This window comes from Streptomyces dysideae (genome assembly GCF_001514305.1).
Lineage (GTDB): Bacteria > Actinomycetota > Actinomycetes > Streptomycetales > Streptomycetaceae > Streptomyces > Streptomyces dysideae.
The window spans coordinates 416,140-431,675 of the sequence record NZ_KQ949076.1 but is presented as its reverse complement, the minus strand read 5'-3'; the positions used below and the strand labels follow the sequence as shown (position 1 = coordinate 431,675).

12 protein-coding genes and 1 pseudogene are annotated in these 15,536 nt (G+C 69.8%); all 13 read left to right on the top strand.

The genetic code is table 11. The features are described from left to right. Positions 1–67 precede the first annotated feature (67 nt). On the top strand, positions 68–1,585 hold the full coding sequence (gene folC / locus AQJ91_RS05180; protein WP_067016815.1) for a bifunctional tetrahydrofolate synthase/dihydrofolate synthase: 1,518 nt from the start codon (positions 68–70) through the stop codon (positions 1,583–1,585). A 9-nt stretch (positions 1,586–1,594) separates the two neighbouring features. Beyond that, positions 1,595–1,951, top strand: a complete 357-nt coding sequence (locus AQJ91_RS05175) for a DUF4233 domain-containing protein (protein WP_067016813.1) — start codon at positions 1,595–1,597, stop codon at positions 1,949–1,951. Positions 1,952–2,016: 65 nt separating this feature from the next. Further along, the gene (gene ndk, locus AQJ91_RS05170) at positions 2,017–2,430 is read left to right on the top strand and encodes a nucleoside-diphosphate kinase (protein WP_067016811.1); all 414 of its coding nucleotides are present in this window, start codon (positions 2,017–2,019) and stop codon (positions 2,428–2,430) included. Positions 2,431–2,743: 313 nt separating this feature from the next. Beyond that, the gene (locus AQJ91_RS05165; protein ID WP_004931372.1) at positions 2,744–3,763 is read left to right on the top strand and encodes a rod shape-determining protein; all 1,020 of its coding nucleotides are present in this window, start codon (positions 2,744–2,746) and stop codon (positions 3,761–3,763) included. Between the two features lie 146 nt (positions 3,764–3,909). Next, on the top strand, positions 3,910–4,857 hold the full coding sequence (mreC, locus tag AQJ91_RS05160) for a rod shape-determining protein MreC (protein WP_067016809.1): 948 nt from the start codon (positions 3,910–3,912) through the stop codon (positions 4,855–4,857). A gap of 13 nt (positions 4,858–4,870) precedes the next feature. Next, positions 4,871–5,548: a rod shape-determining protein MreD gene (gene mreD, locus AQJ91_RS05155; protein WP_067016807.1), complete on the top strand. Its 678-nt coding sequence runs from the start codon at positions 4,871–4,873 to the stop codon at positions 5,546–5,548. Positions 5,549–5,680: 132 nt separating this feature from the next. Then, positions 5,681–7,933, top strand: a complete 2,253-nt coding sequence (gene mrdA / locus AQJ91_RS05150) for a penicillin-binding protein 2 (protein ID WP_067016804.1) — start codon at positions 5,681–5,683, stop codon at positions 7,931–7,933. Beyond that, on the top strand, positions 7,930–9,129 hold the full coding sequence (gene rodA / locus AQJ91_RS05145) for a rod shape-determining protein RodA (protein WP_067016802.1): 1,200 nt from the start codon (positions 7,930–7,932) through the stop codon (positions 9,127–9,129). The genes mrdA and rodA overlap by 4 nt, the downstream gene beginning before the upstream one ends. 81 nt (positions 9,130–9,210) lie before the next feature. Next, positions 9,211–10,734: a CYTH and CHAD domain-containing protein gene (locus AQJ91_RS05140; protein ID WP_067016800.1), complete on the top strand. Its 1,524-nt coding sequence runs from the start codon at positions 9,211–9,213 to the stop codon at positions 10,732–10,734. Positions 10,735–10,814: 80 nt separating this feature from the next. Further along, positions 10,815–12,788, top strand: a complete 1,974-nt coding sequence (locus AQJ91_RS05135; protein WP_067016798.1) for a TIGR03960 family B12-binding radical SAM protein — start codon at positions 10,815–10,817, stop codon at positions 12,786–12,788. Positions 12,789–12,892: 104 nt separating this feature from the next. Then, positions 12,893–14,005 (top strand): DUF2339 domain-containing protein, encoded by a 1,113-nt coding sequence (locus AQJ91_RS05130; protein ID WP_067016796.1) that lies wholly within the window; start codon positions 12,893–12,895, stop codon positions 14,003–14,005. A 48-nt stretch (positions 14,006–14,053) separates the two neighbouring features. Continuing rightward, positions 14,054–14,818 carry a TIGR03936 family radical SAM-associated protein gene (locus AQJ91_RS05125; RefSeq protein ID WP_067016793.1) on the top strand — a complete coding sequence of 255 codons (765 nt, stop codon included), beginning with the start codon at positions 14,054–14,056 and terminating at the stop codon, positions 14,816–14,818. Positions 14,819–15,080: 262 nt separating this feature from the next. Next, positions 15,081–15,536, top strand: a pseudogene (locus tag AQJ91_RS05120) (Rne/Rng family ribonuclease); the annotation flags it as partial.

The following is a 15,536-nucleotide window of genomic DNA, read 5'->3' as shown; positions in this document are numbered from 1 at the left end:
GAGCTGCTTGGTTCCGGGGGCCTTCGGTTGCCGTCGGGGTGGGGCGCCGGGTACGTAGACTGGCCCCGTGAGTGACCTCCCCCCTGACAACAGCGAGCAGCCCGATCCGCTCGACCCCTTCGACGAGATCATCGCGTCCGAGACCGAGCGGGATCCCGATCTCGCGGTCATCGAGGCCGGCAGCCGCACCCTGCGCACGCAGGGCGGCGCGCCGCAGGCCGACGTGCCCGTGCGGCCGGCGGACCCCGAGGTCGACAAGGCGCTGCGCGAGGTCGAGGCGGAGCTGGCCACGCGCTGGGGCGAGACCAAGCTGGAGCCGTCCGTGAGCCGGATCGCCGCGCTCATGGATGTGCTGGGGGAGCCGCAGCGGGCGTACCCCTCCATCCACATCACCGGCACCAACGGCAAGACCTCCACCGCGCGCATGATCGAGGCCCTGCTGGGTGCCTTCGACCTGCGTACGGGGCGGTACACGTCCCCGCACGTCCAGTCCGTCACCGAGCGCATCAGCCTCGACGGCGCGCCCATCTCCGCCGAGCGGTTCATCGAGACGTACGAGGACATCAAGCCGTACGTCGAGATGGTCGACTCGCAGCAGGAGTACCGGCTGTCGTTCTTCGAGGTGCTGACGGGGATGGCTTACGCCGCCTTTGCCGACGCGCCCGTCGATGTCGCGGTGGTGGAGGTGGGCATGGGGGGCTCCTGGGACGCCACCAACGTCATCGACGGGGACGTCGCCGTCGTCACGCCCATAGATCTCGATCACACCGACCGGCTGGGGGCGACTCCCGGCGAGATCGCCGTGGAGAAGGCCGGGATCATCAAGCAGGACGCCACCGTCATCCTGGCCCAGCAGCCGGTCGACGCGGCGCAGGTGATGCTGAAGAAGGCCGTCGAGGTCGATGCGACGGTGGCTCGGGAAGGGCTCGAGTTCGGGGTCGTGGCCCGGCAGGTCGCCGTCGGCGGGCAGTTGCTGACCCTGCGCGGGCTCGGCGGGGAGTACACCGAGGTGTATCTGCCGCTGCACGGGCCGTACCAGGCGCACAACGCGGCCGTCGCGCTCGCCGCCGTCGAGGGCTTCTTCGGTGTCGGCGCCCAGCGGCCGCATCCGCTCGACATCGACACCGTGCGCAAGGCGTTCGCGGCCGTCTCCTCGCCGGGTCGGCTCGAGGTCGTACGGCGCTCGCCCACCGTCGTGCTGGACGCCGCGCACAACCCGGCGGGCGCGCGGGCCACGGCCGAGGCGGTCGGGGAGGCCTTCGACTTCAGCCGGCTGATCGGGGTGGTCGGGGCCAGCGACGACAAGAACGTGCGGGGGCTGCTCGAGGCCTTCGAGCCGATCTTCGCGGAGGTCGTCGTCACGCAGAACTCCAGCCATCGCGCCATGGACGCCGACGAGCTCGCCGCGATCGCCGTCGAGGTGTTCGGTGACGACCGGGTGCAGGTCGAGGTGCGGCTGCCCGACGCCCTGGAGGCCGCGATCACGCTGGCCGAGGAGGAGAGCGAGTTCGCGGGCGGCGGTGTGCTGGTCACCGGTTCCGTCATCACCGTCGGCGAGGCCCGGCTGCTGCTGGGGAAGGGCTGAGTTCCAAGGATGCGTACGCTCTGTGCTTCGACCCTGATCGGCGAGGTCTTCATCATCGGGTTCGCCGGTCTGGTCGCCATGAAGGACCCCGACCTGTCCATGTCCACGGTGTGGACGGTCAGCGGCATCGCGATGCTCCTGTGCCTGGTGCTGTGCGGCCTGGTGACCCGGCCCGGCGGGATCGCTCTCGGCTGGGCCCTGCAGGCCGCCCTGATCGCCTCCGGCGTCGTCATCCCGACGATGTTCTTCCTGGGGGCGGTCTTCGCGGCGCTGTGGTGGGCGTCGGTGCACTACGGGCGGAAGATCGACGAGGCGAAGGCGAGATTCGCAGCTCAGGCCGGCTCCTCTGCACCTGACGCTGTGTGACGGACGGGCCGACACGCCCTGTAGCCTCGTTTCCCCGCACAACCTTGATTCATAAGGAGCCCGTCGTGAGCCAGCGCACCCTCGTCCTCCTCAAGCCCGACGCCGTCCGTCGCGGCCTGACCGGCGAGATCATCAGCCGTATCGAGCGCAAGGCCGGCTGGCGGATCACGGCGCTGGAGCTGCGCACCCTGGACCAGGAGACCCTGGAACTGCACTACGGCGAGCACAAGGGCAAGCCCTTCTACGAGCCGCTGGTGGAGTTCATGGCGTCCGGCCCGGTCGTGGCGCTGATCGTCGAGGGCGAGCGGGTCATCGAGGGGCTGCGCGCGCTCGCCGGACCGACCGACCCGATCGCCGCCGCACCGGGCTCCATCCGCGGCGACTACGGCGTGATCGTCCGCGAGAACCTGATCCACGCCTCCGACTCCGAGGAGTCCGCCGAGCGCGAGGTGAAGATCTTCTTCGCGGGGCGCGCGTAGCCCTCCGGGCCGGGGATTTTTCAGGGATTTTTCTGAGGGATTGTCAGTTCGTCCGGACTTCTGAGCTGGGACGGCTGTACGTTTTTGGCAGCTCGTTGGCATATGCGTGCCGATCGGGGGAACGAGTGCCCCCGATGGGCCGTCTCCACAAGCGAGGCGGCACTTCATCTGCTGACAATGGCGAAGACCCTCGCGCTGTGTTCGTGAAGGCGCCACTACGATGGAAGCCTTCACGTCACCGCACCCACTTCGCCGACCTGAAATGCCCTCAAAAGCTCCCGGGAAGGCCAGACGAATCCTGATGGGGAACTCAATGTCGTTCATCGGCCGTGACATGGCTGTCGACCTCGGGACCGCCAACACGCTGGTGTACGTCAGGGGTCGCGGGATCGTACTCAACGAGCCGTCCGTCGTCGCGATCAACACCAACACCGGTGGCATTCTCGCGGTCGGCGCCGAAGCGAAGAAGATGATCGGGCGCACGCCCGGCAACATCGTTGCCGTACGTCCGCTGAAGGACGGCGTGATCGCCGACTTCGAGATCACCGAGCGGATGCTCCGCTACTTCATCCTGAAGATCCACAAGCGGCGGTATCTGGCTCGGCCGCGGGTCGTCGTCTGTGTGCCCTCGGGCATCACCGGCGTCGAGCGCCGTGCCGTCATCGAGGCGTCGTCCCAGGCCGGCGCCCGTCAGGTGCACATCATCGAGGAGCCCATGGCCGCGGCCATCGGCTCCGGCCTGCCGGTCCACGAGGCCACGGGCAACATGGTGGTCGACATCGGCGGTGGCACCACGGAGGTCGCGGTCATCTCCCTCGGCGGCATCGTCACCGCCCAGTCCATCCGCGTCGCGGGCGACGAGCTGGACAACGCGATCATCCAGCACATCAAGAAGGAGTACTCCCTCCTTCTCGGTGAGCGGACGGCCGAACAGATCAAGATCACGATCGGTTCGGCGTACGACCTCGACGCTGACGAGCACACCGAAATCCGCGGCCGGGACCTCGTCTCCGGACTGCCCAAGACGGTCGTCATCTCCGCCGCTGAGGTGCGGAAGGCGATCGAGGAACCGGTCAACGCCATTGTCGACGCCGTGAAGACCACGCTCGACAAGTGTCCGCCCGAGCTCTCCGGCGACATCATGGACCGCGGCATCGTCCTGACCGGCGGCGGTGCCCTGCTGCGCGGCCTCGACGAGCGGCTGCGCCGTGAGACCGGCATGCCGATCCATATCGCCGAGGACCCGCTGGACAGCGTGGCGCTCGGCTCCGGCAAGTGTGTCGAGGAGTTCGAGGCGTTGCAGCAGGTACTGGACGCCCAGCCGCGCAGATGACATAACTCTTCGATGCCGCCGTACGGGATGATCTGCTCTCGTACGGCGGATCGTTGATATAGAGGCATAAGCTCACCGATAAACATCTGCACGCCCACACACCTGAACACCCGCACATTCCAATGAGGAAGGCACGGCCGCCGCACGTGAGGGACACACGAGAGAGCCGGCTGCTCCTGGTGCTGCTGATCGCCATCGCGTTCGCGCTGATCACGGTGGACATCCGCGGTGGGGAGGACTCACCGGTCGACGGTGCCCGACAGGCCGCGGCCGCCGTCTTCGGCCCGATCGAGAACGGGGTGTCGGCCGCGGTCGACCCGGTCGGCAACGCGGTCTCCGCGATCCGTGACTCCGGTGAACGCCACGACCGGCTCGCCACCCTGGAGAAGGAGAACGCGGTCCTCGAGGCGAAGCTCGGCAGCGACGACCGCAACCGCAGCCGCCTCAAACAGCTCGACAAGATGCTGAAGATCGCCGGCCAGGGGCAGTACGGCATCAAGGGCGCCCAGGTCATCGCCATAGGAGCGGCCCAGGGCTTCTCCTGGACCATCACCATCGACGCCGGCGCCAACGACGGCATCAAGCGCGACATGACCGTCCTGAACGGGGACGGCCTCGTCGGGCGCGTGACGACCGTCGGCCCGAACACCGCGACCGTGCTCCTCGCCAGCGACCCCGACTTCACCGTCGGCACCCGCATGGAGGCCAGCGACGAACTCGGCTTCGCCTCCGGCCAGGGCGACCGCCCGCTGCGCGTCGAACTCCTCAACGGCAAGGCCCAGATCAAGAAGGGCGACCGGCTCGTCACCTTCGGCTCGCAGGCCGACCGGCCCTTCGTGCCCGGCGTCCCGGTCGGTGTCGTCTCCCGCGTCGACCCCTCCGGCGGCGACCTGACCCGCACTCTCTACGTCACGCCGTACGTCAGCTTCACCAAGCTCGACATCGTCGGCGTCGTCGTCCAGGCCCCCGCGAAGAACCCGCGCGACACGGTGCTCCCCGACAAGCCCAAGCCGACCCCCACGCCGACGGTCACCGTCACGGTCACCCCGTCCGCGAACGCGCCCGCCGACGGCCAGTTCGAGCAAGAGCAGTAGGAGCTGACTTCTCATGCGCGTCAACCGGATCCTGCTCTCCACGTCCCTGGTCGTCGTCGCCCTGGTGCTCCAGGTGAGCGTCCTCGCCCGCCTCCATCTCCCAGGCGCCGTCCCGGACTTGCTGCTCCTCACCGTCCTGGGCCTCGCCATGGTCTACGGCCATGTCGGCGGCGCACTCATCGGCTTCGGCGCCGGCCTCCTCGCCGACCTCGCCCCACCCGCCGACCACGCCGCCGGGCGCTACGCCCTGGTGCTGTGCGTCATCGGCTACCTCGCCGGCCTCATCAAGCCGGAGAACGGCCAGCTGAAGTCGGCCACCGGGCCGATGGTGGTCGTGGTCGGCGCCGCGATCGGATCGACCCTGCTCTACGCCGGGGTCGGCGCCCTCGTCGGCGACACCGCCGCCCGCCATGTCGGCCTCGGCAGCCTGCTGTTCACGGCCGCCCTGTACGACCTGCTGTTCGCGCCCTTCGTGGTCCCCGGGATCATGGCCCTGGCCCGGCGCGCGGACAACGACCCCCTCGCCGAGACCAACTCCTCGGCGAGGAAGGCCGACATCTCCGCCGGCTGGCTCTCCTCCGGCACGGGCCTCAAGATCGGCGGTCAGCGCGGCACCCTCGGCGGCCTGAAGACCAGGGCCCGGGCCCGGACCGCGCGCGCAGGCCGCATCAAGGGGGTCAAGCGGCTGTGAGCACGGGCGAGTTCACCACGGGCGAGTTCACTCGAACGAGGACGTTCCGGCGGAACGAGGCCTCACAGGCCCGTCGTTCATCATTCGTACGCGCACAGACGCCCGCGCACTGAGAGGGGGAGGCAGCCGCACATGACCAATATTCCCGAGACCGGACGGACCCCACGCGTCCAGATCCGGCTCGTCGCCATCCAGATCCTCGTCCTCTCCCTCCTCGGCACCCTCGGCGGCCGCCTCTGGTACCTCCAGATCCGCGAGGGCGACCAGTACGCCAAGGAGGCCTCTGGCAACCACGTCCAGCAGGTCGTCCAGCCCGCCGTACGCGGATCGATCCTGGACGCCCGCGGCGCGCCCCTCGCCGACAACGAGACACGGCTCGTGGTCTCCGCCTCCCGCACCGACCTGCTGAAGATGAAGGACGACGGCAAGGCCGTCCTCACCAAGCTCGCCGGGGTCCTGGGCATGCGGCCCAAGGAGGTCATGGAGAAGGTCCGGCTGTGCGACGCCGAAACCCCCCAGCCCTGCTGGAACGGCTCGCCCTACCAGCCGATCCCCATCACCGACGAGGCCACCGCCAAGCAGGCCCTGCAGATCCGCGAGCGCGCCGAGGACTTCCCCGGCATCACCGCCGAACCCCAGGCCGTCCGCCGCTACGCCGGCCCCGGCGAGGCCAACACCGCCCAGGTCCTCGGCTACCTCTCCCCGGTCACCGACGAGGAGATCCAGCAGGCCCAGGACACCGACTCGCCCTATCTGCGATCCGACCAGGTCGGCCGCAGCGGCCTGGAGCGCCAGTACGACAAGGAACTGCGTGGCAAGGCCGGCGTAACCCGCTACGAGGTCGACAACCTCGGCCGCGTCATCGGCCAGGCCGAGTCCGACACCGCCCAGCCCGGCTCCAACCTCGTCACCAGCATCGACGCCCGCGTCCAGCGGGTCGCCGAGTACGAGCTGAACGAGGCGATGAAGGAAGCCCGCAAGGCGTGGGACCGCAACACGGGCGAGAAGTACAAGGCCGACTCGGGCGCGGTCGTCGTGATGGAGGCCAAGACCGGCCGCATCGTCGCCATGGCGTCCAACCCGACCTACGACCCGAACGCCTGGGTGGGCGGCATCTCCGCCAAGGACTACAAGAAGCTCACCGGCAAGAACTCCAACTACCCGCTGCTCAACAGGGCCATCCAGGGCCAGTCGGCGCCCGGCTCCGTCTTCAAGGTGATCCCCACGGCCGCCGCGGTCAACGCCGGCTACTCCTTCAACGGCCCCTACGACTGCTCCAGTTCGTACTCGATCGGCGGCCAGGTCTTCAAGAACTTCGAGTCCAAGGGGTACGGCCCGATCAGCCTCGGCCGCGCCCTGGAGGTCTCCTGCGACACCGTCTTCTACCGGCTCTCCCACGAGGAGTGGAAGCGGGACGGCGGCACCAAGCCGAAGAAGAACACCAACGACTGGTTCTACAAGACCGCCCACCAGTTCGGCCTCGGCGCCGAGACCGGCATCGACCTGCCCAACGAGGTCACCGGCCGCGTTCCCGACCGCAAGTGGAAGCAGGACTACTGGAAGGCCAACAAGGACGCCTGGTGCAAGACCGGCAAGAGGGGCGGCACGTACGCCGAGCAGATCGCGTACGAGAACTGCCTCGAAGGCAACCAGATGCGCGCCGGTGACTCCGTCAACTACTCCATCGGCCAGGGCGACACCCTCGTCACCCCCATTCAGATGGCCACCATCTACGCGGCCATCTCCAACGGCGGCACCCTCTACAACCCCTCCGTCGGCAAGGCCGTCGTCAGCCCCGACGGCAAGACGGTCCAGGAGATCGAGCCGAAGTCCCACGGCAAGCTGCCCATGAACCAGAAGACACTGGCCGAGATGGACGACGCTCTCGCCGGTGTGGCCACCCGTGGTACCGCCGCCTGGCGGTTCGCACAGGTCGGCTGGCCGCAGGACAAGATCCCGATGCACGCCAAGACCGGTACGGCGGAGGTCTACGGCAAGCAGACGACGTCCTGGTTCACGACGTACACCAAGGACTACGCCGTCGTCATGACGATCTCCCAGGGTGGTACGGGCTCCGGCGCCTCGGGTCCCGCAGTCCGCAACATCTACGACGCGCTGTACGGCGTCTCCGACGACGGCACGATCAACAAGAAGAACGCGCTGCTGCCCGCGCCGGAGAAGAACCTGCCGAAGATCCAGACGGACGGCTCGATCACCCCGCCGAAGATCTCCAAGGACCCGGCGGAGGACCAGCGGGCCAGTCAGAAGGGCGAGACCGCGCCGGACGAGCAGCAGCTCGCCGGGACGGTGGCGACGCCGACGACCGAGAACCGGGACACGCGGCGCAGGCGGCGTGGGAGCGGTGGCCGGAGGATGCTCACATGACGGGGGCCAACAGCTTCCAGGTCTCCGGGTACGGGCCCGAACGGGCGGGCTGGGCCCGCCTGTTCGCCCGCGACTCGCTCGCGCGGCGCCTCGACTGGCCGATACTGCTGGCCGCGCTCGCGCTGTCGCTGATCGGTTCACTGCTGGTCTTCTCGGCGACACGGAACCGCACCGAGATCAACCAGGGCGACCCGTACTACTTCCTCATCCGGCACATCATGAACACCGGCATCGGGTTCGCCCTGATGATCGGCACGGTCTGGCTCGGCCACCGCACCCTGCGCACGGCCGTCCCGATCCTCTACGGCGCCTCGGTGTTCCTGATCCTGATGGTCCTGACCCCGCTGGGCTCCACGGTCAACGGCGCCCACTCGTGGATCGTGCTCGGCGGCGGCTTCTCCCTCCAGCCCTCCGAGTTCGTGAAGATCACGATCATCCTGGGCATGGCGATGCTGCTGGCGGCGCGGGTGGACGCGGGCGACAGACAGTACCCCGACCACCGGACGGTGGTGCAGGCCCTCGGGCTGGCCGCCGTACCGATGCTGATCGTCATGCTGATGCCCGACCTCGGGTCGGTCATGGTCATGGTCATCATCGTGCTGGGCGTACTGCTGGCGTCGGGCGCCTCGAACCGCTGGGTCTTCGGCCTCCTCGGCACGGGCACGCTCGGCGCGATCGCCGTCTGGCAGCTCGGCATCCTGGACGACTACCAGATCGCCCGCTTCGCCGCCTTCGCCAACCCCAGCCTCGACCCCGCGGGTGTCGGCTACAACACTAACCAGGCCCGCATCGCCATCGGTTCGGGCGGCCTCACGGGCTCGGGCCTCTTCGAAGGCTCGCAGACAACAGGCCAGTTCGTCCCTGAACAACAGACCGACTTCGTCTTCACGGTCGCGGGCGAGGAGCTCGGCTTCGTCGGTGGCGGCCTCATCATCGTCCTCCTGGGCGTGGTCCTGTGGCGCGCCTGCCGCATCGCCCGCGAGACGACCGAGCTGTACGGCACGATCGTCGCCGCCGGGATCGTGGCGTGGTTCGCCTTCCAGTCGTTCGAGAACATCGGCATGACCCTGGGCATCATGCCGGTGACAGGCCTGCCGCTGCCGTTCGTGTCGTACGGAGGGTCGTCGATGTTCTCGGTGTGGGTGGCGGTGGGGTTGCTGCAGTCGATCAGAGCCCAACGCCCCATGTCCGCCTAGTCGGCGGTCATTTCCCGTTTCCCCGGGGTTCATGCCCGGTAGGCCCTGCCGTACCGGGCGAACTCCCACTAGATTCGGGTCATGGCGGACACAAAGCGCGAGATCGAGCGGAAGTACGAGTCCGACGACAGCGGGCTGCCCGACCTGACCGGCGTCGCCGGCGTCGCAGCCGTCATCGACAAGGGTGTCGCGCATCTGGACGCCACCTACTACGACACCGACGACGAACGCCTCGCCGCGTCGTCGATCACCCTGCGCCGCCGCACGGGCGGGACCGACGCCGGCTGGCACCTCAAGTTCCCCGTCGCCCCCGGCGTACGGGACGAGATCCAGGCCCCGCTCTCCGACACCGTCCCCCGCACCCTCACCGGCCTCGTCCGCTCCCGCATCCGGGACACCGACCTGCACCCCCTGGTCCGGCTGCGCTCCGACCGCGACGTACGCCACCTCGTCGACGCCGACGGCCGCCTCCTGGCCGAGGTCAGCGTGGACGCCGTACGCGCCGAACGCCTCACCGGCGAGGGCGGCACCGCCCAGTGGACCGAGCTGGAGGTGGAACTCGCCGACGGCGGCGACCCGGCGTTCCTCGACAAGGTCGAGAAACGGCTGAAGAAGGCGGGCGTACGGCCCTCCTCGTCGGCGTCGAAGCTGGCGCGGGCCCTGGCGGAGACCGCCCCGAAGAAGAAACGCAAGAACGGCAAGAAGCGGGCCGAGGAGGCCGGGGAGAAGGAACCCGTCACCGCCGGGGATCACGTCCTCGCCTACGTCCGCGCGCAGCGGGACGCCATCGTCGAGCTCGACCCCGCCGTCCGGCAGGACGAGTACGACTCGGTGCACCGCATGCGCGTCGCCACCCGGCGGATGCGCAGCGCCTTCAGGTCGTACGGCAGGGTCCTCGACCGCGCCGTCACCGACCCGGTCGGCGACGAGCTGAAGTGGCTGGCCGGTGAGCTGGGCGTCGACCGGGACCAGGAGGTGCTGACCGAGCGCCTGACGGCCGCCCTGGACGAACTGCCGAGGCCGCTGCTGTCCGGGCCCGTCCGCACCCGGCTGCGTACCTGGTCGCACGCCCGCAGCGGCGGCTCGAGGCGCCGCCTGATCGCCGTACTGGACGGGAAGCGGTATCTGGAGCTGCTCGGGACCCTGGACGCCGTGGTCGCCGACCCGCCGCTGCGGGCGGCCGCCGGCGGGAAGCCGGAGAAGGTGGTCGGGAAGGCCGTACGGAACGACTTCTCGAAGGTGGCCGCGCTGGTCGAGCAGGCCCTCGTCCTGCCGCCGGGACCGGACCGCGACCTGGCCCTGCACGAGGCGCGCAAGAAGGCCAAGCGGACCCGGTACTCGGCGGAGTCGGCCGTCCCGGCGCTGGGAGATCCGGCATCCGGGCTGGTCAAGGCGATGAAGAACCTGCAGAACCTGCTCGGCGACCACCAGGACAGCGTGATGACCCGGGAGGCCCTGAGGGAGCTGGCACGGCAGGCGCACGCGGCGGGGGAGAGCGCGTTCACGTACGGGCTGCTGTACGGGCGCGAGGAACGGCGGGCGGCGGACGACGAGGCCTGGCTGCCAGGGCTGTGGGCGGAGATCAAGGGCAGGGCGGCGATCTGAGCGGGCGGGGGGCCGTCGCGGTCGCGTTACGCTAGATGGTCACCCCTGTCAGTCCAGTCCCGCTCACGAAGGTTCGCGAGATGCCTGCCGAAGTCGCTGCGGCCGCAGAGTCCGTGTTTCCGCAGCTCGAAGCCCTGCTCCCGCATGTGCAGAAGCCGATCCAGTACGTCGGCGGAGAGCTCAACTCCACCGTCAAGGCGTGGGAGTCGTGCGATGTCCGCTGGGCGCTGATGTACCCCGACGCGTACGAGGTCGGCCTGCCCAACCAGGGCGTCATGATCCTCTACGAGGTCCTCAACGAGCAGGAGGGCGTCCTCGCCGAGCGCACCTACAGCGTGTGGCCGGACCTGGAGGCGCTGATGCGGGAGCACGGCGTCCCGCAGTTCACGGTGGACAGCCACCGCCCGGTGCAGGCCTTCGACGTGTTCGGGCTGTCGTTCTCGACGGAGCTCGGCTACACCAACATGCTGACGGCGCTGGACCTGGCGGGCATCCCGCTGGAGTCGCGCGAGCGGACGATCGACGACCCGATCGTGCTGGCCGGCGGGCACGCCGCGTTCAACCCCGAGCCGATCGCCGACTTCATCGACGCGGCGATCATCGGCGACGGCGAGCAGGCCGTGCTCGACATGACGCGGATCATCCGCGAGTGGAAGGCGGAGGGCCGCCCCGGCGGCCGCGAGGAGGTCCTCTTCCGCCTGGCGAAGACCGGGTCGGTGTACATCCCGGCCTTCTACGACGTCGAGTACCTCGCGGACGGCCGTATCGCCCGTGTCGTACCGAACAAGTCGGGCGTCCCGTGGCGGATCAGCAAGCACACGGTCATGGACCTCGACGAGTGGCCGTACCCCAAGCAGCCCCTGGTCCCCCTGGCCGAGACGGTCCACGAGCGCATGTCGGTGGAGATCTTCCGCGGCTGCACCCGGGGCTGCCGCTTCTGCCAGGCGGGCATGATCACCCGCCCGGTGCGCGAGCGTTCCATCACCGGCATCGGCGACATGGTGGAGAAGGGCCTGAAGGCGACGGGCTTCGAGGAGGTGGGCCTGCTGTCCCTGTCGTCTGCGGACCACTCGGAGATCGGCGACATCGCGAAGGGCCTGGCGGACCGCTACGAGGAGGACAAGATCGGCCTGTCCCTCCCGTCGACCCGTGTGGACGCCTTCAACGTCGACCTGGCGAACGAGCTGACGCGCAACGGCCGCCGCTCGGGCCTGACCTTCGCGCCCGAGGGCGGCTCGGAGCGCATGCGCAAGGTCATCAACAAGATGGTGTCCGAGGAGGACCTCATCCGGACGGTGGCGACGGCGTATGGCAACGGCTGGCGCCAGGTGAAGCTGTACTTCATGTGCGGCCTGCCGACGGAGACCGACGAGGACGTCCTCCAGATCGCCGACATGGCGATGAGCGTCATCCAGAAGGGCCGCGAGGTCTCCGGTTCCAACGACATCCGCTGCACGGTCTCGATCGGCGGCTTCGTGCCCAAGCCCCACACTCCCTTCCAGTGGGCGCCGCAGCTGTCGGCGGAGGAGACGGACGCGCGCCTGGAGAAGCTGCGCGACAAGATCCGCGGCGACAAGAAGTACGGCCGCTCCATCGGCTTCCGCTACCACGACGGCAAGCCCGGCATCGTCGAAGGCCTCCTCTCCCGCGGCGACCGCCGCATCGGCGCGGTCATCCGCGCGGTCTACGAGGACGGCGGCCGCTTCGACGGCTGGCGCGAGCACTTCTCGTACGACCGCTGGATGCAGTGCGCTGACAAGGCGCTGGCCCCCTTCGGCGTCGACGTCGACTGGTACACGACGCGCGAGCGCACCTACGAGGAGGTCCTCCCCTGGGACCACCTGGACTCCGGCCTGGACAAGGACTGGCTCTGGGAGGACTGGCAGGACGCCCTCGACGAGACGGAGGTCGAGGACTGCCGGTGGACGCCTTGCTTTGACTGTGGGGTGTGTCCGCAGATGGACACGGCCATACAAATCGGCCCGACCGGTAAGAAGCTGCTGCCTCTGACGGTCAAGAACGCTGCGCCGACGCCGAGCGAGCACTCGCACTGAGGTGAGCGAGGCGTTGCGGCGCACGATGGACGCCTTGGCGGACATGGGTGAGGAAGACAGAGCGGCTGCGCATCCGCACGCGGACTTGGGGCGTCTACGCCGGTATGGATCTCGAAAAGCGGCCGGAGCGGCAGCAGGACCCGGAGGGGTGTCTCGCCGTCGCGATCCGCATTCCGGTGCGGATCGTCGTACTGGTGCTGGTCATGCCCGTGCGGATGGTGTGGGACGCGCTCGTCGTCACGGGGCGGTTCCTGCGGGACACGGTGCTGCGGCCGGTGGGGCGCGCCCTGCTGTGGGCCGGGCGGGCGGTGTTCGTGTGGCCGTTCGTGGCGCTGTGGCGGTATGCCGTCGTGCCGCTCGCGAAAGGGCTCGCGTGGCTGGCGAACGTGCTCGTCGTCGTGCCGCTGGTGTGGTTCTACCGGTACGTGCTGACTCCCCTCGGACATGCCGTCGCGTGGGTCGGCCGGGGGATCGGGGCGGCGCTCGCGTGGGTGTACGCGCGCGTGCTGACGCCGGTCGGGCACGCGTGCGCGTGGGTCCTGAGAGGGATCGGCGCCGTGCTCGCCGCCGTCGGGACCGGGGCGTACGTCGCCGTGGCCTGGCTGGCGCGGTACCTCCTCGTCGTCCCCGCCGTATGGCTGTACGAGTGGATCCTCGCGCCGGTCGGACGGGCGATCGCCTGGTGCGCGCGGGGACTCGTATGGCTCGTGAGCACGGCCGCCACCGGGATCGGCGTCGCCCTGTACTGGACCGCGCGCGTGCTGCTCGTGCTGCCCGTGATCGGCGTCTACCGGTGGATCCTCACCCCGGTCGGCCGCGTCCTCGCGGTCGTCGGAGGGGAGATCTGGAACGCGCTCGGGCACGCCTGGCGGATCGCGGGCCGGATCTCGCTCGCCGTGGGGCGGTTCCTCGCGACCCTCTTCCGGTGGATCTTCGTGGAGCCGGTGCGCTGGGTGTACCGGACCATCCTGACCCCGGTCGGGCACGTCGTCCGCGACGTGGTGCTGCGGCCCGTCGCCGAGGCCGCGCGCACGGTGGGACGGGCCACCCGGCAGGCCCTCGCCACTACCCGCGAGTCCGTACGCCAGGCCCGCGCCGACTTCCGGCGGATGCTGTCCGGAGCGCCCCGGCAGCCGGAGCCCGCGGCCCGCCGGGAACCCACGGGCCGTGAGACACGTACTCTTGGTAGCAGTACGACCGCACTCACGAAGGACTGAACGACACTGGGCAAGCGACAGCCCGAAGGCCCGCCGCCCGCACCCGCGGTGCAGCGCATCCGACTGCGCTACACCAAGCGCGGCCGCCTCCGGTTCACCAGCCACCGTGACTTCCAGCGCGCCTTCGAGCGTGCGCTGCGCCGTGCCGAGGTGCCGATGGCGTACTCGGCGGGGTTCACGCCGCATCCGAAGGTGTCGTACGCCAATGCCGCACCCACCGGCACGGGCAGTGAGGCGGAGTACCTGGAGATCGCGCTCACCGACGCGCGCGATCCCGGAGAACTGAGAGCGCTCCTCGACGAGTCGCTGCCCGCCGGGCTCGACGTGATCGACGCGGTCGAGGCCCGGACCTCCGGGCTCGCCGACCGGCTGACGGCCTCCGTCTGGGAGCTGCGGCTGGACGGTGTGGACCCGGCCGACGCCGAGCGCGCGGTCGCGGCCTTCAACGCCGCCGGGTCCGTCGAGGTCCAGCGCCGTACCAAGAACGGCATCCGGACCTTCGACGCCCGCCCCGCGGTCGTACACCTTGAAACGCATAGTGATCCGGCTGATAGGCCGACCGACCAGCCCTGTGCGATACTGCGGCTGGTTGTTCGGCACGTGACGCCTGCCGTACGACCCGACGACGTCCTGTCCGGTCTCCGCGCCGTGGCCGACCTGGCGCCGCCGGTCCCCGCAGCGGTGACCAGGCTGGCGCAGGGGCTGTTCGATGAAGAGACCGGCACGGTGACCGACCCGCTCGCGCCCGACCGCGAGGCAGCGACGGCCCCACCCACGGCCGCACTGGCTGCCGCCGCGAAGGCGCCGGCGTAAGGAAGGTCCCGCGAAGGGACGGACGTCGTAGCGCCGCCCTCGTACTCGGGAGCCACCTGGGTCGGGCAGCGCACCACCAGAAGACTTTCGCCAGGCCGTACGCATTCGGCGTACGGAACCGGCGAGACAGGACACAGAGAGCTCCCGTGCGGCGCCCGCGCCCCGGACGGCGGCAGTCGCGCATCGCGCGAGCCGCGGACGTCACCGGCTGTACCGCCGGACCAGGCGCGGCGCCCGGGAGCCTGACGGGAGAAACGCCCGCATGCTCGAGCCGACCGAACCCACTGAGGGTTCCGAACTCAACACCCCCAGCGACACCCTGCCGCCGCGTCGTCGGCGCCGTGCCGCTTCCCGACCGGCGGGCCCGCCGGTCGCCGAGACACCGGACGAGGTGACGTCGGCCATACCGGCCGCCGAGTCCGCCGACCCTGCCGAGGACGCCGTCGAAGAGCCGACGGTGACCGAGGAGGGCGTCGAGGCCGCCGAGATTCCAGAGACCGAAGAGACCGAGGTGACGGCCGAAGGGGCCGAGGCACCCGCGGTCGAGGTCGCCCCCGCCGCCCGCACGCGTCGTCGTGCGGTCCGCCGGGCTGCCGCGCCCGCCGGGGCTCCGACCGCCGCCGAGGCCGCCGAGACCGTGGTGCCCGCGGCCACTGCCGCGGGGGAGAGCGCGCCGGCCGTCGAAGAGACGCCGGAGCAGACCGAGGAGGCAGCGCCC